The organism is Deinococcus sedimenti (genome assembly GCF_014648135.1).
Taxonomy (GTDB): Bacteria; Deinococcota; Deinococci; order Deinococcales; family Deinococcaceae; genus Deinococcus; species Deinococcus sedimenti.
In genome coordinates this window covers 202,884-222,132 of record NZ_BMQN01000001.1, presented here as the reverse complement: position 1 = coordinate 222,132, position 19,249 = coordinate 202,884, and the positions used below count along the sequence as shown (strand labels likewise).

Here is a 19,249-nt window from a genome sequence, read left to right as displayed (position 1 = left end):
CGAGCATACGCCCCGCCCATGAGGAGGCAGGAAGCAGGCGGCGGGGAGTAGGCAGTGGGAGGCGACGGCCTGGGCATCCGCCCCTGCCCATCTGCACTCACAGCCCCCCAGACTCCTGGGACGCGGACCTCCGACCCACTCCCCACTCCCCTCCCGCGCCCCGCCTACCGCGCACCCGGCTGGGGCTAGACTGCTTCTCATGCTGGCGATCATTGGCGCGATGGATGAAGAGATCGAGTTGCTTCTGGCGGACCTCACGGCCCGCGAGGACCTGAACTTCCCGGGCGTGACGCTGCACCGGGGTGCGCTGGACGGCGTGCCGGTGCTGCTGACGCGCGGCGGGATCGGGAAGGTGAACGCCGCGATGACCACCACGTACCTGCTGATGCAGGGCGCGACCCGCGTGATCTTCACGGGCGTGGCGGGCGGCGTGCACCCCGAACTGCGCGTCGGGGACATCGTGGTGAGTACGGACTGCGTGCAGCACGACGTGGACGTGACGGCGCTGGGCTACGCGGCGGGCACCGTGCCGGGCGAACTGCCCGCGTGGCCCGCGGACGACACGCTGCGGCTGGTGGCGCTGGAGGCCGCGCGGGACGTGGAGGGCATTCGCGTGCTGGACGGCCGCGTGGCGAGCGGGGATCAGTTCATCGCGTCGAAGGAGGGCGTGACGCGCCTGTGGACGGCCTTCGGCGCGGCCTGCGCCGAGATGGAGGGCGCGGCGGTCGCGCAGGTGTGCGCGAAGGCCGGCGTGCCGTTCGTGGTGATCCGCTCGGTCAGCGACACCGCCGACCACGACGCGAACGTCGACTACCGCGAGTTCATGCCGCTGGTGGCCCGCCACGCCAAGCAGGTCGTGCGCGGCATGCTGGCCCGCCTGAGCGCCCAGGCGGGCTGAGCCCGTGACGTCCGGGTCGGTCACGGCGCGCCTGCCGGCCCCGGCCCGGTTCGTGCTGGGCCTGGGGCTGCTGCTGGCGTTCGCGGCGGCCGGGCAGGCCCTGACGGGCGCGCTGGGCCTGCCGCTGCCGGGGTCGGTGGTGGGGCTGGTGCTGCTGTGGGCGGCGCTGGGCCTGAAACTGGTGCGGCTGCACTGGATCACGGACGCCGCCGACGGGCTGCTGGGCATCCTGGGACTGCTGTTCATTCCGGCCACCGTGGGGTTCCTGCAGTTCCTGAGCGCGGGGGCCGCGTGGGGCCTGTGGGTGCTGGTGATGACGGCGGGCCTGCTGGTGGGAGCGGGCGCGGCGGGTCTGCTCGCGTCGCGCCTGCTGCGCCCGGAGGACTCTTGATCTGGGTCATGGTCACGCTGCTGGCCTTCGCGGCGGGCATGCTGACGCAATTGCGGGTGCGGTCCCCGCTGGCGAACCCGACCCTGATCGGCACGCTGATCGTCGCCGCTGCCCTGCTGCTCACGCGGGTGCCGTACGACACGTACCTGCACGACGTGCAGCCTCTCTCGGCGCTGCTCACGCCCGCCGTCGTCGCGCTGGCCGTGCCGCTGTACCGACTGCGGGCCCTCCTCGCCCGGCAGTGGCGCGCCCTGCTGATCGGCGGACTGACCGGGACCACGCTGGGCGTCATGGTAGACACGCTGCTGGCCCGCGCGTTGCACCTCTCCCCCGACGCACAGCGCGCCCTGCACACCGCGCCCGCCACCAGCCCCGTCGCGCTGCAACTCGCGCCGTTCACGCACGCGCCCCCAGCACTCGCCGCCACTCTGGCCGTGCTGTCCGGCCTGATCGGCGCGCTGATCCTCCCCGCCCTCCTGACCGCCCTGCGCGTCCGGCACCCCCTGGCGCGCGGCATCGCCATCGGGTCCGTCGCGCACGGCGTCGGCACCGCCCGCGCCCGCGAGGAAGGCGAACAGACCGGCGCCGCGTCGTCTATCGGCATGGGGCTCGCGGCGATCCTCGTCACGCTGATCGTGGCGGTCGTCGGGGGGAGTGGGCCGTAGGGAGTGGGTGGATTGTCCACGTCCCACCAGTCGAAGGGATGTTCCGCCGCAGGTCAGTGACCGAACGGGCACCGCCCGCCCCTCCACTTCCCCCTGCCTGCCTCTGCGCCTTGACCCGGGCCGCCTGAGCCGGGATGCTGGGGGGAATGGCGCGCAAGGTGAATCCCATTCAGGACCGCGCGCGGCGGGCGGCGCTGGAGAAGGCGGCGTACCTGGCGATCTACGAGCGGGGGTACGCGGGCGTGACGCTGGCGGACATCGCCGCTCACGCGGGCGTGAGCCGGGGCACGCTGGTGTACCACTTCGGCAGCCGCGCGGGGCTGCTCGCGGCCGTGATGCGGCGGTTCTCGCGGACGATCGCGGTGGCGACGCGGCGCGCGGTGCGGCTGTCGGGCACGCCCGAGGGGAAACTGCGGGCGTACGTGGACAACCAGTTCTACGGGCTGGTGAACACCCGGCGGTTCTACACGGTGTCCCTCGACTTCCTGGCGGCGGCGACGCGCGACGCGGACCTGATGACCATGCAGCGGGCGTTTCTGGCCGAGTCGCTGGCGGTGGATCTGGAACTGGCGCGACTGGCGGGGTCGGCGGGGGCGGAGGGCCGGGCGCGGCTGCTGCGGGCCATCGTCGAGGGCCTCAGTGTGCGCTTCCTGGCCGACCCGGACCCGGACCTCGCGCTGTACCGCGCGGACTGCATGACGGGCCTGCGCGCCGTACTGGGCTGGCCGCCGGACGACGCCAGTTAGACGTTCACGCCGTCCAGGGTGGCGATGCCGTGTTTCAGGGCGTACAGGGCGGCCTGGGTGCGGCTGTCCAGGCCGAGTTTGCTGAGCAGGCGCGAGACGTGGGTCTTGACGGTGGCTTCGCTGACGCCCTGGTCGGTGGCGATGTCGCGGTTGCTGTAGCCGTGGGCGAGGAGTTGCAGGACGATGGTTTCCTTGGGGGTGAGGCTTTCGCGCATCTCGCCGCCGCGGAAGTCCCGGACGAGGCGTTTGGCGGCTTCGGGGTGCAGGCGGACCTCGCCGCGCGCGGCGGCGTGGATGGCGTCGGCCAGCGTGTCTGAACTGGCGTCCTTGAGCATGTAGCTGATCGCGCCCGCCTCGATGGCGCCGTTGACCTTGTGTTCCTCGAGGGTGCTGGTCAGGGCGATGACCTCGGTGTCGGGGTGCTGGCGTTTGAGGGTGCGGGTGGCGGTGATGCCGTCCATGACGGGCATCATCAGGTCCATGATGACCACGTCGGGGTGCAGTTGCGCGGCGGCCTGGAGGGCTTCCTCGCCGTTGGCGGCCTCGCCGATCACGTCGATCAGGGGGTCGAGGCCGAGGAAGAGGCGCAGGCCCTGGCGGACGACGGCGTGGTCGTCGACGAGCAGCACGCGGACGGTGGCGGGCGAGGGGGATGCGGGGGTGGGGTCGTGGGTCATGTGGGGTCTCCGGGTGGGGGTCAGCGGCGGGTGGGGCTGGGCGGGCTGGGCGGACGGGGCGGGCTGGGAGGCGTGTCGTTGGTGGACGTGGTCACAGTGACCTTGTCACGCCCAGCGTCCACGAAGACGTCCAGGTCAGGGGCGGGACTGGGCGGCTGATCCGGGGGGAAGGTGTCGGTGTCGCGGTCGGGGTAGCGGACGCGGGCGGTCAGGGTGGGCGGGAGGATCAGGGTGACGCGGCCGCTCTGGGTGCGGATGTCCAGCGTGCCGCGCGTGCGGGTGGTGGCGGTGACGCGCAGGTCGCCGCTGCCGGTGGTGACGGTGCCGCGCCCGGTGATGACCGGCAGGGTCAGGCGCACGCGGCCGCTGTCCGTGCCGATCCCGAGGGTCTGGGTGGTCAGTCCGGTGAGGTTCAGGAACTGGTCGCCGCTGCCGGTATTCACGCGCAGGGCGTCGCTGCGGCTGCCGCCCGGGGCGGTCAGGGCGACCTGTCCGCTGCGGCTGACGACGCTGATCGCTCCGGCCTCCCGGGCGGGGAGGGTCAGGGTCTGGTCGCCGGTGTCGCTGCGGACGGTGAGGGCGCGCAGGCGCAGGGGCGTGAGGGTCAGGCGCTGGTCCCCGCTGACGCTACTGGTGCTGAGCGTGATGGGCAGGTCGCGGCTGAGCGCGGCGTCCAGTTCGTGCTGCACACCCTCGCTGCCGCCAATGATCACGCCGCGTTCGCGCAGGGGCTGCACGTTCAGGGTCAGGGCCGCTGTGATGGCGCGGCCCTGGCGGGTCACCTCGGCCTGCACCGGGTTGCGGGCGCGGTGGTGCGCGCGGCCCCGCAGGGCGTAGGGGCTCCCGGCGGGCAGGGGCGTGACGGTCAGGTCGGCGCGGTCGCTGCGGACGGTGACGGCGGCGCTGCTGGCGAGGTCCAGAGGCAGCGGTCCGTCCAGTTGTACGCTGATGGGCGTGTCCTGCACGCTCATGCCGGGGGTCAGGGTGCGGGCGCTGCCGTGCCACACCAGGGCCATTCCGGCGGCGGCGACCAGCAGGCCCTGCGCCATGCGGGTCAGGGTGGGGGCCAGCGGGCGGGCCGGGGGCAGGTTGGTCACGCGCCGACCTCCGGGCTGGGCAGGAGCGCGGCGCGCGGGAGGGTCAGGGTGACCTGGGTGCCTTCTCCGGCGGTGCTGAGTACGGCCAGCTGTCCGCCGGCCCCGGCGGCGCGTTCGCGCATGCTGCGCTGACCGAGCGTGCCTCGCCCCTGGGCGCTGACGTCGAAGCCGCGCCCGTCGTCGCGGACGTTCAGGGTGACGTGCTGGTCGTCCTGGGTGACGCTCAGCCACACGTGCTGCGCGCGGGCGTGCTTGACGGTGTTGTGGAGCGCCTCCTGCGCCACGCGGTACGCGGCGGCCTGCGCGTCGGGGCTCAGGTCGGGTTCAACGCTCAGTTCGGCGTGGACGGTCAGCCCGTGGCGGGCTTCCAGGGCGTGCGCGTGCTGCGTGAGGGCGGCGACCAGTCCGCCTTCCTCCAGCGCGTCGGGGCGGAGGCTGAACAGCAGCGCCTTCATCTCCGAGACGCCGCCCTCCGCGAGGCGGATGGTGTACTCGAGGCTCTGGCGGGTGCGGTTCGGGTCGCGGTCCAGGGTGGCGCGCGCGGTCTTGGCGCCCAGCGTGATGCCGTACAGCGCCTGCGCGACACTGTCGTGCAGTTCGCGGGCCAGCCGGGCGCGCTCGAGTTCCCCGGCGCGCGCGCCAGCCCGCTCGATGAGCTGCGCGGCGTGCAGCGCGGTCCCGGCGTGATCCGCGATGGACAGCAGGAACGCCAGTTCGTCCGCGCCGGGACGGGTGCCGGGGGCGTACAGGGCGCGCAGGGTGCCACCGTCCCCTCCGGCGCTGGCAGGTAGCGTGACGGGCAGCGCCGCCAGCGCCTCACCACCGCTCAGGGCGGTCAGGCTGGCCTCGCCCGGCGCGGGGGGGCGCGTCAGCGGTCCGCTCAACAACTCTGCGGACGCGGCGAATCCCAGGTCTGCGGCGCGCAGCGTACCGTCCGGCGCGACCAGCGCGACCACCTCGGCGGTGCTGGCCTCACGGGCCTGGGTGGTCAGGTCGCGCAGCGTGGCGTGCAGATCGTCGCCCAGCGCGACGCGTCCAGCCGCGCGGCGCAGCGCGATCACTTCACGCCGCGCGGCCTCGCCGGCGTCCAGGGCCAGCAGCGCCGCACTCAGGCGGGTCCACATGCGGCCCATCAGGTTCAGGACGCCCGCCGTGACCTGCAGGGCTCCCGCGCCGATCACGACCAACCCCGCCACGGCCACCGGGCCGGGCCGCAGGGTCCACTCGTTCCAGACCAGGGGTGTGGCGCTGTTCATCAGCCACAGGGGCGCGCCCAGGCCCAGCACGACCACCGCCAGCAGCGTGGCCAGCACCACCCAGCACACCAAGCCCAGCGGCAGCTGAATCACGTGGAACAGCAGCGTGCGGTACGTGGCGGGGTCGGCCAGGGTCACGCCCAGCCAGCCCAGCAGGCCGCCGGTGGACAGGGGCGGCGCGGGCCGCACGAACCGCACGCCCAGCAGGCCTGCCAGGATGCGCTGCAGGTCTCCCAGGGCGCCCACCAGCCACAGGGCCACCACCAGGAACAGCGCGCCGATCAGGACCGGCAGGGTCAGCAGGCCACCCAGGACCGAGGCGGTCAGCAGGGCGGCGATCAGCCCGCCGACCGGGACGCTCAGCAGCACGTACCCGGCGGCGCGGTACGTGGCCGGGTCCAGCAGCTCCCCGAGGACCGGGGGCCGGGCGGGGCGACCGGGTCGAGTGGGACGTCCCTGGTGCATCACCCTCATCATGACGCGCAGCCTAGTGGCGTGGGGGCACGTGCAGCGTCCCCCGAAAGGCGCACGTCCCCCAGAGGACGGGAGATCGGAAATGCAAGAAGAAAGGACACGGCGCGATGTCCGTGTCCTCTGAAATGGTGGGCGGTATAGGATTTGAACCTACGACCCTTCGCGTGTGAAGCGAATGCTCTACCGCTGAGCTAACCGCCCGTGTTGGTGGGCCCTGCCGGATTTGAACCGGCAACCAATCGGTTATGAGCCGACTGCTCTGACCGTTGAGCTAAGAGCCCGCAGAGCTTCCCTGGCTACCCTGGCGTTCAGGGCGAGGGGAAGTGTAGCAACGGCCCGGCGGCTTGTCAAACGGGGGTGGGGCCTGACTGGGCGGCGCGGGGACGGGTGGGAGGCCGGGCGGTACAGTGCGGGGTATGCGTGTCGTGCATGTAGCGTCCGAGGTGTTCCCGTTCTCGCGGTCCGGTGGGCTGGGTGACGTGCTGGGCGCCCTGCCGGCGCAGCAGGCTCGCCTGGGGGCGGAGGTGACGGTCGTGTCGCCGTGGTACGCGGAGATCACGCAGCCCGTGCGGGAGGTGTGGCGCGGGGCGCTGGACTCGCCGGGTGCCGTGCCGCTGACTGACGTGCGCCTGGGCGAGCTGGTGGAGGGCGGCGTGCAGTACCTGTTCGTCGGTCTGGGGGCGTTCGACCGGCCGGGGCTGTACTTTCCGGATGACGTGTGGCGTTTCGCGCAGTTCGGCCGGGCGGTGTTGCCGGCGCTGGGGCAGCTGGGCGTGGTGCCGGACGTACTGCACGGGCATGACTGGCAGGCGGGGCTGGTGGTGGCGCACGCGCGGCTGGCGGGGGTGCGGGCGGTGTTCAGCGTGCACAACCTCCAGTACCAGGGCCGCTGGAACCTGATGGACGGCGTGGGCTGGACGGGCCTGCCCGCGGGCCTGTTCACGCACGAGGGTCTGGAATTCCACGGGGACGTGAACCTGATGAAGGCGGGGCTGGTGTTCGCGTCGCAGGTGACGACGGTCAGCCCGACGTACGCGCTGGAGATCACCACGCCCGAGTACGGCGAGGGTCTGGAGGGCCTGATGATCCGCCTGACGCACGAGGGGCGCCTGAGCGGCATCCTGAACGGGCTGGATCAGGACCGCTGGGACCCGCGCACGGACGGGGACGTCACGCCGTTCGCGGACGTGGAAGGCAAGGCGGCGTGCGGGGCGGCGTTGCGCGCGGAGTTCGGGCTGGACGGCGCGCCGATCCTCGCGACGGTCAGTCGACTGGCGGAGCAGAAGGGCATGGACCTGCTGATCGAGGCGCTGCCCACCCTGACGCGCGACTGGAACGTGGTGGTGCTGGGTGGCGGCGACCCGCGCCTGGAGGCGGGGCTGCGCGAGTGGGACGCGCACCCGCGCGTGGCGTTCGCGCAGGGCATGAACGAGCCGCTCGCGCACCGCATCTACGCTGGTGCGGACGCGTTCGCGATGCCCAGCCGCTTCGAGCCGTGCGGCCTGTCGCAGATGATCGCCATGCGCTACGGGACGCTGCCCGTGGTGCGTGAGACGGGCGGGCTGGTGGACACCGTCCCGCACGAGGTGGGCTTCCGGTTCAGAGGGGCGACGCCGCAGGCGCTGACCCAAGCGTGCGCCGGGGCGCGCCTGACCTTCGACGACCGCGAGGAGTGGACGGCCCGCGCGGCCGAGGCGATGAGCCTGGATTTCAGCTGGGACGGCCCGACCCGCGACTACCTGGGGTTGTACGCGCGGGTGATGAGCAGCCCGCTGCGGCCCCTGCCTGCCCAGGTGGGCGCGTGACCGAGGGGGTCATTCCGGTGCACGTGGAGCGCCTGTCGGGCGAGGGCCTGACGACCGCGCTGGCGGCGCTGTACGACGCGCCGCAGGAGGCGGTCGCGTGGATGGCGGACGCCTGCACGGCCGCGTGGGTGGCGTTCGAGGTGCAGCCCGGCGAGGACGGCGAGCCGCGCGAGGTGGTCCTGGGGGCCGCCGGGACGCGGCCCAGCCCGGCGCACGGGTCGGAACTGCTGGGCGGCGTGTTCAGCGGACCGCTGCGGGACGCCGCGGCCCTGGCCCTGGCGGACGCCGCGCGGGCCGAGGTGGGCCGCGTGTACGTGTTCGCCGACGGGCACCTGTTCCCGCCAGAACCCTTCCTGGAGCTCGGCTGGGGTGAGACGGGCGCGTACCGCCGCCTGGAGGGCCGCGTGCCCTACCGGCACGTCAGCCCGCCGGACGGCGTGACCCTGCGCGCCCTAGCGGACACGCCGCACGTGGCGCGGCTGGAGGCGCTGCGCACCTACGAGGACCGCATCGGGCACCACGCGGTGCACGAGGACGCCGCGCGGGACGGCGCGGGGGATTTCGACGCGCACGTCAGCGTGGTCGCGCTGGACGATCAGGGGCGCGGGGTGGGCGTGTGCCGCGCCGCGGTCGAGGACGGACGGGGCCGCGTGGACGCGCCGGGCGTGCACCCGCTGTGGCGGCACACGGCGCTGCGCTCGGCGCTGCTGAACGAGGTGAACACCCACCTGCGTGCGCAGGGCGTCACGCAGCTCAGCATGGATTCCTGGGGCGACACGCCCGAGGAGCTCGCGCACGACCTGAAGTGGGGTCTGCACGTCGTGGACGAGACGCCACTGATCAGCTCGCCCTGACGGCGGACTGTCTTGCGCCTGCTCCGGATTTCGTCCCGTTCCGGAGGTCCAGGCTGGCGTCCGGACCTCTTTCCTTTCCCTGCGGTCGGGACCGTTCCATGACGCGTCACGGAATGGTCCGGAATCGGCATGAGGTACCATCGGGGGTGTGAATCTCGCGGTGGTGCTCGTTTCTCCTAAAACTCCTGGCAATATCGGTTCGGCGGCGCGCGCCATGCTGAACATGGGGGCGCGGGACCTGCGGCTGGTCGCGCCGCGCTGCGATCACCTGGATTCCGGCGCGGTGGCGATGGCGGTCCACGCGGCGGACCTGCTGCGCGAGGCGAAGGTGTACCCGACGCTGCGCGAGGCGCTGGCCGACCGGGACCTCAGCGTGGGCACGACGGCGCGCCTGCGGGCGGATCTGGCGCCGCCGCAGCATCCGGCGTACGTGCGTCCGCTGGTGCGCGCGGCGGCCGCGCCCGCGCTGGTGTTCGGCCCGGAGGAGACCGGGCTGATCAACAGTGACCTGGAGCAGTGTCAGCTGGCGGTGCGCATCCCGACCGGGGACTACGCGAGCCTGAACCTGGCGCAGGCGGTGCTGCTGGTCTGTTACGAGTTCCTGCAGGGGCAGGAGGAACTGCCCGAACGGCAGCGGAAGACCGCCACGCGCGAGGAGATGGAGGCGATGTACGGGCACCTGCGCGAGACGATGACCCTGATCGGGTACACGGACGCGGTGCGGGCGCGGCACACGCTGCGGCTGTGGCGGGCGCTGCTGGACCGCTCGCTGATGAGCAGCGCCGAGAGCCGCCTGTTCCGCGGGCTGCTGCGGCAGGTGCAGTGGAAGGTCGAGGACGCCGCCGCGCGCGGCACGACCGCCCCCCGGCAGACGCCCGCACCGGACGCGCCGACGGAGCGGCCCGAGCTGGACCTCCCGGCCACCGACGACCGGCCAGACCGCTGAGTCCGGCCGGGACGGCCCGCCCCGGTCTGCGGGCCTAGACTGGGCGCATGACGGACGCTCCCGCGCCGCGCCAGCCTGCCCCTGACGCCCTGACCCCGGACCTCTCGCCTGCCCCGGAGGCGCTGGAGGACACCCCGGTGCGGGGGCGTGGGCCGCGCAGTTTCCGCCTGTCAGACCGGGTGCGGGTGGTGCGCAACGTGCTGCCGCCGCTGATCGTGCTGGTGGTGGGCGTGGTGGAGTTCCTGATCTCGCTGCTGCCCGGCGCGACGCAGGAGCTGTGGGCGCACCTGCTGTTCTACGGGCTGGTGGGTCCGGCGGTGACGTACTTCAGCGTGGAGTGGATCGCGGAGGGCACCCGCGCGCGGGAGCGGGCCGAGCGGCAGCTGCTGGACCTGTACGGCGAGCTGCGGGTGTCGCACGCGCGGCTGGGCGCGGTGCAGGAACTCATGCGGGACCTGTCGGACGCGGCGGACATGGGCGCGGTGCTGGACGTCGCAGCGCGCGGCGCGGTCCGCGTGACGGGGGCGCAGCGGGCGACGCTGACGGTGCCGGGCGGCCTGAGCGGCACGGCCCGCGCCGAGGGGACCAGCGAGGCGGCGGGGCCGCTGCACACGCTGAGGGTTCCGGTGCCGGGAGGTGGGGCGCTGGCGCTGCATTTCGAGACCGTGCCTCCGGCGGACACCGAGGCGCTGGCGCAGGCGCTGGCGGCCGAGGTGGCGCGCGGGGTGGAGGCGGTGCGGCAGCGGACGCTGGACCTGATGACGCTGTACTCGGTGGATCAGAGCATCCGCGCGGAGCGCAACATGCGCCGCCTGCTGGGCCGCGTGACGCACGCCATGGCGGGCCGCGTGGGGGCCGGGGCGCGCGCGGTGGTCCTGAGCGACCAGGATGGGGTGCTGCGACTGGAGTACGCGCAGGACGCGCACGGCGAGCGGCGCGGCGGGGTCGCCCCGGCGTTCGCGCAGCGGGTCGCGCAGGCCGAGGCGGCCCTGAAGGCGGCGGACGAAGAGGCCGGGGAGGTGTTCCCCGAGGCCCGCAGCGTGCTGGGCCTGCCCATGCGGGACGAGGAGGGCCTGGTGGGCGTGCTGCTGCTGGGCGACCCGGACCCGAACGCGTTCGATGACGCGCGGGTGTCGCTGCTGGCGCTGATGGCGGGGCAGGCGACGCTGGCGGTGCGGAACGCGCGGGCGTACCTGTACTCGGAGGAACTGGCGATCAGTGACGAGCGCGCCCGGATCGCGCGGGAGATTCACGACGGGGTGGCGCAGTCCCTGGCGTTCGCGGCGCTGAAGCTGGACGTGGTGGCCCGCCAGCTTCACGCGGACCCCGCGAAGGCGGAGGCAGAGGTGCGGGCGGCGACGACGCTGCTGCGCGAGCAGATCCGCGAGGTGCGCCGCTCGATCTTCGCGCTGCGGCCCATCGACCTGGAACGCTACGGGCTGCTGGAGACCGTGCGGCGCTACGTGCTGGATTTCGGCGAGCAGAATGGCCTGCGCGCGCACCTGAACGTCAGCGGGGACGTGCACCTGTCGCCGGGGGACGAGGCGGTGGTGTTCCGGATCCTGCAGGAGAGCCTGAACAACGTTGCCAAGCACGCCCGCGCGCAGGAGGTCAAGGTGGCCCTGCACGGCGCGGAACAGGTGACGCTGCGCGTGCAGGACGACGGCGCGGGCTTCGACCCGGAGGCCATCACGGGCCGCGTGAGCAGCGCGGGCGGCCTGGGCCTGCTGCAGATGCGCGAGCGGATCGAGGCGCGCGGCGGGCTGTACCGGGTGCTGTCCAGTCCCGGGCACGGCACGCTGGTCGAGGCGGAACTGCCGCAGGGCTGACGACCCGGTCGGGCCCGCGAGCCCGCCAGTGCACTGGACAGGGTTCATGAGGGAGCACTTCAGGGTTGCCCAAGCGTGTGCCCCGGGGCCGAACGCCGGGGAGCCACAGGGAGCCTTTTCGCGCTCCAGTCGGCCCGCCCGCGTGCCCGTACAGGCTCACGGGCCGACCGGGGCAGTGCCGGAAGCGTGGGGTTTCCCGCTCTTAATCCGGAGCCGGGTAGATCTCTGTCAGACACTGGTGCCTAGGCTGGGGCATGACCTACGCGGACACTTCCTTCGAGGCGCGCACCTGGGCGCTGATGGGCCTGCTCTCCCATACGGATGGCAGCGTCGTGACGCTGGCCGAGTACGAACAGATCTGGGAGGACCTGATGACGGCCGTCGAGAACCGGGGGCTGCGGTTTTCCGGCCGGGCCATGCCGCTGGATCTGGATCAGCTGTCGCCGCAGGCCGTGCATGCGAAACTCAACCCGCAGTCGCGTAGCGTGAACGAACCCCTGTAAGCCGGGCGAATCTGACGGCGGAACCCTTCGCCCCGCACAGCAGAATTCAGAGGTATTGAAGGGCTTCCTCAATATCTCCGAATCGGGCGGACTCGAAGAGCTGCGCCGCAGAGCGAGCACCTGAGAAGGACAGCGGTTGGACGTGGAGCCCTGGGGCGTGCCCTTGGCCCCTGGGTGGAATTGAAAACCGCTGTCAGGGCTCCCTGTCCACCCGCGGCTCGAACTGCTCACTCTGCCTGATTCAGGCGGCGCGTCACGGCAGGACGGCACGGATCTTCGCTTCCATGCCTTTCAGGACGCTGGGGTGGCGCAGCGCGGCGACCAGGGCGCGGGTGGCGTGGTGTTCGCTACCGCTCAGGCCGTCCTGAAGGTGCTCGCGGATGGCGGGGTGCAGGGTGCCGTGGGGCCACAGCAGGTCGCGCAGCAGGTCGGCGGCGGGCAGGTCGCCCACGAGGTTTCCCGCGCGGGTCAGGTGCAGGGTGGGGTGCCCGTGCGCGTCCTGGGTCAGGTCGGCGTGGACGGGGTGGCCGGCGTGGCGGGTGACGTGTTCCAGGGTCTGCTGGAAGGCTTTCACGAGGTTCAGGGCGAGGCTGCGGCCCAGCAGGGTCAGGCGGGCGGGGTCGTGGGTGGTGACGTGCAGCGTCTGCGTGAGCTGCCGGGCGATGCGGTCACCTTCGGTCATCAGGGCGGCGTGGGGGTCGTGGGTCATGGGGGCTCCTGGGGTGAATGTCTGGACAGGTCGCCCTGTTCATTGTGTGGGCGGCGAGAACCAATGAAGGCAGGGTCTGAGCGGCTTAGTGTAAGCTCGGTTGGTATGAACGTCATTGGCAAGGTCACTGTGCTGCCTCAGCTGCCGCCCAGCATCGCGCGGCTGTCGGAACTGGCTTACAACCTGTACTGGTCGTGGACGCCGCACGCTCAGGCGCTGTATCAGGAACTCGATTCGGCAAATTGGGAGCGCTTCCAGCACAACCCGGTGCGCCAGATGCTCGAAGTGCCCCAGGCCCGCCTGGAACAGGCCGCCGCGGACCCCGCGTACCTCGCGCGCTACGCGAAGGTCATGGCCGACTTCGACGCCTACATGGGCAAACAGGACACCTGGGCCGCGAAGAACGCCGCCGGGATGAAACCCGTCGCGTACTTCAGCATGGAGTACGCCTTCCACGAGTCCCTGCCCATCTACTCCGGCGGTCTGGGCGTCCTGGCGGGCGACCACTGCAAGAGTGCCTCCGACCTGGGGATTCCCTTCACGGCGGTCGGCATGCTGTTCCACCAGGGGTACTTCCGGCAGCTGTTCGACAAGGACGGCTGGCAGAACGAGGCGTACGACGAACTCGACCTGACCACCCTGCCCATCACGCCCGCCCTGACGGACAGCGGCGAGGAGGCGCGCGTGAAGGTCCGCATCGGCGACCGCGACGTGCACGTCCGCATCTGGAACCTGAACGTGGGCCGCATCAAGGTCCTGCTGCTCGACACGAACGTCCCCGAGAACAACGAGGACGACCGGAAACTGACGGCCCGCCTGTACGGCGGCAACCAGGAACTGCGCGTGCAGCAGTACGTCCTGCTGGGCGTCGCGGGCATCCGCGCGCTGCGCGTGCTGAACGTCCCCGGCGACGTGTACCACATGAACGAGGGTCACGCCGCGCTGCTGGGCCTGGAACGCACCCGCGAGTACGTGGCGCGCGGCCTGGACTTCAAGACTGCCCTGGAAACGGTCGCCAGCTCAACGCTGTTCACCACGCACACGCCGGTCGCCGCCGGGAACGACGCCTTCGCGTACGACCTGATGGACCGGTACATCGGTGCGTGGCCCGCGCAGCTCGCCACCAGCCGCGACGAACTGTACCGGCTGGCCGAGCACGAGCAGATGTGGGACGGCCACCCGGTCCCGACCTTCTCCATGACGGTGTTCGCGCTGAACATGAGCCGCGCGGCGAACGGCGTGTCCGAACTGCACGGCGAGGTCAGCCGCGACATGTGGAAGTTCCTGTACCCCGGCGCCGAGACCGAGGAGGTGCCGATCGGCCACGTCACGAACGGCGCGCACAACCTCACCTTCACCAGCCAGGCCATGCGCGACCTGCTGAGCAACGTGCTGCCCGCCGACTGGACCGAGCGCCTGGAAGACGAGCAGATGTGGGAAGCCGTCGAAGGACTGACCGACCAGCAGCTGCAGAACGTGCAGCGCGACATGAAGCGCGACATGATCACCTTCGTGCGCGGCCGCATGCGCGAGCAGATGCTCCGCAACGGCGCGTCCGCCGCCGACGTGGCCGCCACCGACACCCTGCTGGACGAGAACACCCTGACCATCGGCTTCGCCCGCCGCTTCGCGACGTACAAGCGCGCCACGCTGCTGTTCCGCGACAAGGCCCGCCTGAGCCGCATCGTGAACCACCCCGAACGACCCGTGCAGTTCGTGTTCGCCGGGAAGGCCCACCCCGCTGACAACCCCGGCAAGTCCTTCATCCAGGAGATCTACAAGATCAGCCAGGAACCCGAGTTCCGCGGCAAGATCGTCATCCTGGAGAACTACGACATGCACGTCGCGCGGCACCTCGTGCAGGGCGTGGACATCTGGCTGAACAACCCCCGCCGCCCCCTGGAGGCCTCCGGCACCAGCGGCATGAAGGCCAGTTTCAACGGCAGCCCCAACCTCTCCATCCTCGACGGCTGGTGGCGCGAAGGCTTTGATGGCACGAACGGCTGGCCGATCGGCGAGGAACGCGAGTACGCCGACCTGAACGTCCAGGACGACGCGGACGCCTTCAGCATGTACCACACACTGGAAACCGACATCACGCCCCGCTACTACGGCGGTTTGAGCGGCCAGCCCACCTGGGCGTCCACGGTGCGCCGCGCCATCCAGACGGTCAGCCCGCGCTTCTCCATGCAGCGTCAGGTGATCGACTACGTGCAGAAGTACTACCGGCCCATCGCCGAACGCGGCGCGAAACTCGCCAGCGGCAACAGCACCCGCGCGCGCGAGCTCGCCGCGTGGAAGGGCTGGGTGCGCCAGCAGTGGCCCTACACCACCCTGACCGCGACCGCGCAGATGCCCGCCACCGCCCGCCCCGGCCAGACCGTGCCCGTCACCGCGCACGTGAACCCCGCCGGGATCAACCTGGACGAACTGCGCGTCGAGGCGGTCCTGAACCGCGGCGGTCACCTGACCCGCGTGCCCCTGACCAGCCGCGGCGGCGGCACGTTCAGCGCCGAGATCCCCCTGAAGGACAGCGGCCTGTACTCGGTCGGCGTGCGCATGCTGCCCGTGATCGATGGGCTGAGCAACGACCTGGAAGCCGGACTGATCAAGTGGGCCTGAGCCCCACCTGAACCATGCCTGCCCCCTCCCCCCGCCGGGAGGGGGTTTCTGCTGTCTGGTCCTCTCCCCCGAACGGTGACAGGGCCACTCTGTTCACACCCGGTACGCTCAGGCATGAGCGAGCAACTGGAACGCGGGAAACGCAAACGCGCGCAGGTCATGGGGCAGGAGTACGTGGACCGGGCGTTCAGTGGCCACCCCGAGGCGTTCGGCGCGGACTACCAGCGCTTCCTGACCGAGTACGCCTGGGGCGCGGCGTGGGGCCGGGGGAATCTGACGGACCGCGAGCGGCACATGGTGACGCTGGGCATCCTGGCGGCGCTGGGCCGCGAGCGGGAGTTCGAGGGGCACGTCCGCGCCACGCAGAACACCGGGGTCAGTGCGCGTGACCTGAGTGACGTGTTGCATCAGGTGGCGATCTACGCGGGCGTCCCGGCGGGCCTGAGCGGGTTCACCATTGCCAGGCGGGTGCTGGAGGAGCAGGAGTAGGCATTCCGGCAGGGCAGACACCCGCCCCCGGCAGGCGCGCGAGGAGTGATCTAATGCCCGCCATGTCCCGCGTCCTTCACCACCCTGTCAGTCCCGCCCCCCCGGTGCTCCGGCCTTGACGAGCGCCGCCACCCGTGCGCGGCCCAGTCTGCCGCCCGTGCCGTCCCTGCTGCTGGCGATGCTGAGCATCCAGGGCGGCGCGGCCTTCGCGAAGACGCTGTTCCCCACGCTGGGCCCGGCGGGGACGACCACGGTCCGCGTGGCGCTCGCGGCGGCGCTGCTGATGCTGGTGTTCCGCCCCGCGCTGAACCGCCTGTCGTGGGCGCAGTGGCGGGCGATCCTCCCGTACGGCGCGGCGCTGGGCCTGATGAACCTCGCGTTCTACGAGTCGCTGCGGCTGCTGCCGCTGGGGCTGGCGGTCACGCTGGAGTTCGTGGGGCCGCTGCTGTTGTCGCTGGCGCTGTCCCGCCGCCCGCTGGATGTGGCGTGGGTGGCGCTGGCGGGGCTGGGCATCGTGCTGATCTCCCCCATCGGCAGTGGCGGGGCCGGGAACGTCCCGGTGCTGGGCATCGTGCTGGCGCTCGTGGCGGGCGGCATGTGGGCGCTGTACATCCTCGCGGGGGGCGCGGTGGGCCGCCGGGTGCCCGGCACGACCGGCGTGGTCGCGGGCATGATCGTCGCCGCGCTCGTCACCCTGCCGTTCGGGGTGATTCAGGCCGGTCCGGCGCTGCTCGCGCCGCACGCACTGGTGCTGGGCCTGGGCGTGGCGGTGCTGTCCAGCGCGCTGCCGTACACGCTGGAGATGCGCGCCCTGCGCGCCATCCCCGCCCGGATCTTCGGCGTGATGATGAGCATCGAACCGGCCCTGGCCGCCCTGAGCGGCCTGCTGTTCCTCGGCGAGCGCCTCACGGCCGTGCAGTGGGCCGCGATGGCCTGCGTGATCGCCGCCAGCGCCGGGATCAACCTGACCGGGAAGGCCGCGCACAGCGAACCGGAACCGGTGAATTAGGCGGGGTGTGTCAATCACGCGCAAGGCCCGCGCGGCGTCTCCGCTGGCGGGCCTGATTCATGGGGCGGAGGTGGGGCGGCCACCTCCTGCCTGCTCCCGGGTTACCAGCCGGCTTTGGTGGTGGTGGTGTCCTGACCGCTGCCGGTCATCAGGAGGCCCAGCTGGGTTTCGGTGGCGTTCGCGGCGTTCACTTCACCGACGACCTTGCCCTCATACATGACCAGGATGCGGTCGGCGAGGTTCATGACTTCGCCGAGGTCGGCGCTGACGAGCAGCACGGCGAGGCCCTGGTCGCGCGCGTCGACGATGCGTCCGTGAATGAATTCGATCGCGCCGATGTCCACGCCGCGGGTGGGCTGGCTGGCGACGAGGATCTTGGGGCCCTTGCGCATCTCGCGGGCGACGATGATCTTCTGCGCGTTCCCGCCGGAGTAGCTCCCGGCGGGCAGGGTGGCGCTGCGGGGGCGGACGTCGTACTGCTCGCTGAGGGTGCGGGCGTTCTCCTCGATGACGTCCTGCTTCAGGAAGCCGAGCGGTCCGGCGAAGGGCGCGCGGTCGTGTTCGCCCAGGATGAAGTTCTCGGCGGTGCTCATCTCGAGGACCAGGCCGCGTTCATTGCGGTCCTCGGGGACGTGGGACAGGCCGCTGGCCTCGACCTCGCGCACGCCGCGCGCGGATTTGCCGAGGTACGTGATCTGGCCCTGGTACGTCTGGAGGCCGGTGATCGCCTCGACGAGTTCGCTCTGGCCGTTGCCCTCGACGCCCGCGATGCCGACGATCTCTCCGGCGCGCACCTGGAAGCTCACGCCGTCCACGGCGTTGCGGTGTTCGCCCTTCACGATGACGTTCTGCACGTTCAGGGCGACCTCGCCGGGCTGGGCGGGGGCCTTGTTGACCTTCAGGGTGACGTCACGGCCGACCATCATGCGGGCCAGGGTTTCGGTGGTGGCGCCCTGGGTGGGGATCGAGCCGATCATCTTACCGTCGCGGATGACGCTGATCGTGTCGCTGATGTGCAGCACCTCGTGCAGCTTGTGACTGATGAACACGACGGCGTTGCCGCTCCTGGCGTACTGGTTGACCAGGAAGTCGAACAGTTCGTCGGTTTCGCTGGGGGTCAGCACGGCGGTGGGTTCGTCGAGGATCAGGATGCGCGCGCCGCGGTACAGGGTCTTGAGGATCTCGACCTTCTGCTGCAGGCCGACGGGCAGTTCACCGACGATGGCGTCGGGGTTCAGGTCGAAGTTGAACTGTTTGATGAGGTCCGCGACGCGTTTGCGCGCGGCAGCGTAGTTGATGCTGCCGCCGCTGGTGGGTTCCATGCCCAGGATGACGTTCTCGGTGACGGTCAGCGTCTCGACGAGCATGAAGTGCTGGAAGACCATGCCGATGCCGCGCTTGATGGCCTCGCTGGGGTCGCTGAGGTTCACGGTCTCGCCATCCACGACGATCTCGCCGCTGGTGGGGGGCTGGATGCCGTACACGATCTTCATCAGGGTGCTCTTGCCCGCGCCGTTCTCGCCGCACAGGGCGTGGACGCTGCCCCACTTGACCTGCATGGAGATGTTGTCGTTGGCGAGCACGAGGGGGAAACGTTTGGTGATGCCGCGCAACTCCAGCGCGTTCGGGGAGTTGTGCTGAACGGCGCGCAGAACGTCGGCCTGGGGAACAGTCATAACGTTCAGTCTAGCTTTCACGGGCTCGTCTGGACAGACCCCAGGCAGGGCGAGGGGCGGGGGTGCGCGCGCTGGTCACGCCGGGTACGCTGGGCGCATGCGGCACCCCCTCACGGCACTGAGGCGCACGCCTGAGGAAGTTCGGGACATTCACCTCAGTTGCGCCCGGCCTGACCTGCGTTTCTTCTCGGCAGGGGCGTGTCACGTGCTGGCGTTCGCTTTTCTGGAACGGTACCCGCGTGCGGGTTTCCGGCCGCGGTTCATCCGCCCGGCGGCAGGATTCCACGGAACGCACGTGTACGTCTCGGACGGGGTCACGGCGTTCGACGGGCAGGGCTACGTGCCCGAAGTCGAGTTGCTCCGGGAGCACCGGAGGGCGTTTCAGGCGGCGCAGCCCGGATGGACGGCGGAGGTGGAGGACATCACGGTGCCGCTGGCGGAATTCTGTGCCGGGAACAACCACCGGCCTCCCTGGGATTTTCCGGGAGACGTGTGGGGGCGGGCGCTGGCGTACCTGCGGACGTTCCTGGCCCCTGCCTGACCTGGGAGGTCGCCTCCGGCCTGTTCAACTGTGCATCACGCACGTTCGCCCGGCCGATACGT

Annotated in this window: 18 protein-coding genes and 2 tRNA genes; 13 read left to right on the top strand and 7 right to left on the bottom strand. The window is 71.4% G+C overall.

Features of this window, described 5'->3' with window-relative positions; all coding sequences use genetic code 11:
* Positions 1-199 precede the first annotated feature (199 nt).
* From IEY69_RS01115 to IEY69_RS01100, 4 genes are all read left to right on the top strand, one after another.
* On the top strand, positions 200-898 hold the full coding sequence (locus IEY69_RS01115) for a 5'-methylthioadenosine/adenosylhomocysteine nucleosidase (protein WP_189071325.1): 699 nt from the start codon (positions 200-202) through the stop codon (positions 896-898).
* Between the two features lie 4 nt (positions 899-902).
* Positions 903-1,289: a CidA/LrgA family protein gene (locus IEY69_RS01110; protein ID WP_189071324.1), complete on the top strand. Its 387-nt coding sequence runs from the start codon at positions 903-905 to the stop codon at positions 1,287-1,289.
* Positions 1,286-1,954 carry an LrgB family protein gene (locus IEY69_RS01105; protein WP_189071323.1) on the top strand — a complete coding sequence of 223 codons (669 nt, stop codon included), beginning with the start codon at positions 1,286-1,288 and terminating at the stop codon, positions 1,952-1,954. Before IEY69_RS01110 ends, IEY69_RS01105 begins: the two co-directional genes overlap by 4 nt.
* Before the next feature lie 146 nt (positions 1,955-2,100).
* Positions 2,101-2,700 (top strand): TetR/AcrR family transcriptional regulator, encoded by a 600-nt coding sequence (locus IEY69_RS01100; protein WP_189071322.1) that lies wholly within the window; start codon positions 2,101-2,103, stop codon positions 2,698-2,700.
* Here IEY69_RS01100 and IEY69_RS01095 read toward each other — a convergent pair.
* From IEY69_RS01095 to IEY69_RS01075, 5 genes are all read right to left on the bottom strand, one after another.
* Positions 2,697-3,377 (bottom strand): response regulator, encoded by a 681-nt coding sequence (locus IEY69_RS01095; protein ID WP_189071321.1) that lies wholly within the window; start codon positions 3,375-3,377, stop codon positions 2,697-2,699. The genes IEY69_RS01100 and IEY69_RS01095 overlap by 4 nt on opposite strands.
* Positions 3,378-3,397: 20 nt before the next feature.
* The gene (locus tag IEY69_RS01090) at positions 3,398-4,474 is read right to left on the bottom strand and encodes a DUF4097 family beta strand repeat-containing protein (protein WP_229783527.1); all 1,077 of its coding nucleotides are present in this window, start codon (positions 4,472-4,474) and stop codon (positions 3,398-3,400) included.
* Positions 4,471-6,195 (bottom strand): sensor histidine kinase, encoded by a 1,725-nt coding sequence (locus IEY69_RS01085; protein ID WP_189071320.1) that lies wholly within the window; start codon positions 6,193-6,195, stop codon positions 4,471-4,473. Before IEY69_RS01085 ends, IEY69_RS01090 begins: the two co-directional genes overlap by 4 nt.
* Before the next feature lie 135 nt (positions 6,196-6,330).
* Positions 6,331-6,405 (bottom strand) — tRNA-Val (locus IEY69_RS01080).
* Between the two features lie 4 nt (positions 6,406-6,409).
* Positions 6,410-6,485, bottom strand: a tRNA-Ile gene (locus tag IEY69_RS01075).
* Between the two features lie 135 nt (positions 6,486-6,620).
* Here IEY69_RS01075 and IEY69_RS01070 point away from each other — a divergent pair.
* The 5 genes from IEY69_RS01070 to IEY69_RS01050 all read left to right on the top strand — a co-directional run bounded on the left by IEY69_RS01070 (position 6,621) and on the right by IEY69_RS01050 (position 12,141).
* Positions 6,621-8,009, top strand: coding sequence for a glycogen synthase (locus IEY69_RS01070; protein ID WP_189071319.1), 1,389 nt, complete (start codon positions 6,621-6,623; stop codon positions 8,007-8,009).
* On the top strand, positions 8,006-8,863 hold the full coding sequence (locus IEY69_RS01065) for a hypothetical protein (RefSeq protein ID WP_229783526.1): 858 nt from the start codon (positions 8,006-8,008) through the stop codon (positions 8,861-8,863). The genes IEY69_RS01070 and IEY69_RS01065 overlap by 4 nt, the downstream gene beginning before the upstream one ends.
* Before the next feature lie 148 nt (positions 8,864-9,011).
* On the top strand, positions 9,012-9,809 hold the full coding sequence (locus IEY69_RS01060) for an RNA methyltransferase (RefSeq protein WP_189071318.1): 798 nt from the start codon (positions 9,012-9,014) through the stop codon (positions 9,807-9,809).
* Positions 9,810-9,856: 47 nt separating this feature from the next.
* Positions 9,857-11,638, top strand: coding sequence for a GAF domain-containing sensor histidine kinase (locus IEY69_RS01055; protein WP_189071317.1), 1,782 nt, complete (start codon positions 9,857-9,859; stop codon positions 11,636-11,638).
* A 254-nt stretch (positions 11,639-11,892) separates the two neighbouring features.
* The gene (locus IEY69_RS01050; protein ID WP_189071316.1) at positions 11,893-12,141 is read left to right on the top strand and encodes a hypothetical protein; all 249 of its coding nucleotides are present in this window, start codon (positions 11,893-11,895) and stop codon (positions 12,139-12,141) included.
* A gap of 253 nt (positions 12,142-12,394) precedes the next feature.
* On the opposite strand, the gene IEY69_RS01045 is transcribed toward IEY69_RS01050, so the two are convergent.
* Complete coding sequence (locus IEY69_RS01045) at positions 12,395-12,850, bottom strand: hypothetical protein (protein WP_189071315.1); 456 nt, start codon at positions 12,848-12,850, stop codon at positions 12,395-12,397.
* Positions 12,851-12,955: 105 nt separating this feature from the next.
* Between IEY69_RS01045 and glgP the strand changes: the two genes are divergently transcribed.
* The 3 genes from glgP to IEY69_RS01030 all read left to right on the top strand — a co-directional run bounded on the left by glgP (position 12,956) and on the right by IEY69_RS01030 (position 16,970).
* Positions 12,956-15,472 (top strand): alpha-glucan family phosphorylase, encoded by a 2,517-nt coding sequence (gene glgP / locus IEY69_RS01040; RefSeq protein WP_189071314.1) that lies wholly within the window; start codon positions 12,956-12,958, stop codon positions 15,470-15,472.
* A 114-nt stretch (positions 15,473-15,586) separates the two neighbouring features.
* Complete coding sequence (locus IEY69_RS01035; protein WP_189071313.1) at positions 15,587-15,961, top strand: carboxymuconolactone decarboxylase family protein; 375 nt, start codon at positions 15,587-15,589, stop codon at positions 15,959-15,961.
* A gap of 178 nt (positions 15,962-16,139) precedes the next feature.
* Positions 16,140-16,970, top strand: coding sequence for an EamA family transporter (locus IEY69_RS01030; protein ID WP_189072289.1), 831 nt, complete (start codon positions 16,140-16,142; stop codon positions 16,968-16,970).
* A 101-nt stretch (positions 16,971-17,071) separates the two neighbouring features.
* On the opposite strand, the gene IEY69_RS01025 is transcribed toward IEY69_RS01030, so the two are convergent.
* The gene (locus IEY69_RS01025) at positions 17,072-18,646 is read right to left on the bottom strand and encodes an ABC transporter ATP-binding protein (protein WP_189071312.1); all 1,575 of its coding nucleotides are present in this window, start codon (positions 18,644-18,646) and stop codon (positions 17,072-17,074) included.
* Positions 18,647-18,743: 97 nt separating this feature from the next.
* Between IEY69_RS01025 and IEY69_RS01020 the strand changes: the two genes are divergently transcribed.
* On the top strand, positions 18,744-19,187 hold the full coding sequence (locus IEY69_RS01020; RefSeq protein ID WP_189071311.1) for a hypothetical protein: 444 nt from the start codon (positions 18,744-18,746) through the stop codon (positions 19,185-19,187).
* Positions 19,188-19,249 lie beyond the last annotated feature (62 nt).

Bases quoted from the DNA above. Each gene is read 5' to 3' on its own strand.
- IEY69_RS01115 (WP_189071325.1), top strand. From the start codon at position 200: ATGCTGGCGATCATTGGCGCGATGGATGAAGAGATCGAGTTGCTTCTG.
- IEY69_RS01100 (WP_189071322.1), top strand. From the start codon at position 2,101: ATGGCGCGCAAGGTGAATCCCATTCAGGACCGCGCGCGGCGGGCGGCG.
- IEY69_RS01095 (WP_189071321.1), bottom strand. From the start codon at position 3,377: ATGACCCACGACCCCACCCCCGCATCCCCCTCGCCCGCCACCGTCCGC.
- IEY69_RS01085 (WP_189071320.1), bottom strand. From the start codon at position 6,195: ATGCACCAGGGACGTCCCACTCGACCCGGTCGCCCCGCCCGGCCCCCG.
- IEY69_RS01070 (WP_189071319.1), top strand. From the start codon at position 6,621: ATGCGTGTCGTGCATGTAGCGTCCGAGGTGTTCCCGTTCTCGCGGTCC.
- IEY69_RS01055 (WP_189071317.1), top strand. From the start codon at position 9,857: ATGACGGACGCTCCCGCGCCGCGCCAGCCTGCCCCTGACGCCCTGACC.
- IEY69_RS01050 (WP_189071316.1), top strand. From the start codon at position 11,893: ATGACCTACGCGGACACTTCCTTCGAGGCGCGCACCTGGGCGCTGATG.
- IEY69_RS01045 (WP_189071315.1), bottom strand. From the start codon at position 12,850: ATGACCCACGACCCCCACGCCGCCCTGATGACCGAAGGTGACCGCATC.
- glgP (WP_189071314.1), top strand. From the start codon at position 12,956: ATGAACGTCATTGGCAAGGTCACTGTGCTGCCTCAGCTGCCGCCCAGC.
- IEY69_RS01035 (WP_189071313.1), top strand. From the start codon at position 15,587: ATGAGCGAGCAACTGGAACGCGGGAAACGCAAACGCGCGCAGGTCATG.
- IEY69_RS01030 (WP_189072289.1), top strand. From the start codon at position 16,140: ATGCTGAGCATCCAGGGCGGCGCGGCCTTCGCGAAGACGCTGTTCCCC.
- IEY69_RS01025 (WP_189071312.1), bottom strand. From the start codon at position 18,646: ATGACTGTTCCCCAGGCCGACGTTCTGCGCGCCGTTCAGCACAACTCC.
- IEY69_RS01020 (WP_189071311.1), top strand. From the start codon at position 18,744: ATGCGGCACCCCCTCACGGCACTGAGGCGCACGCCTGAGGAAGTTCGG.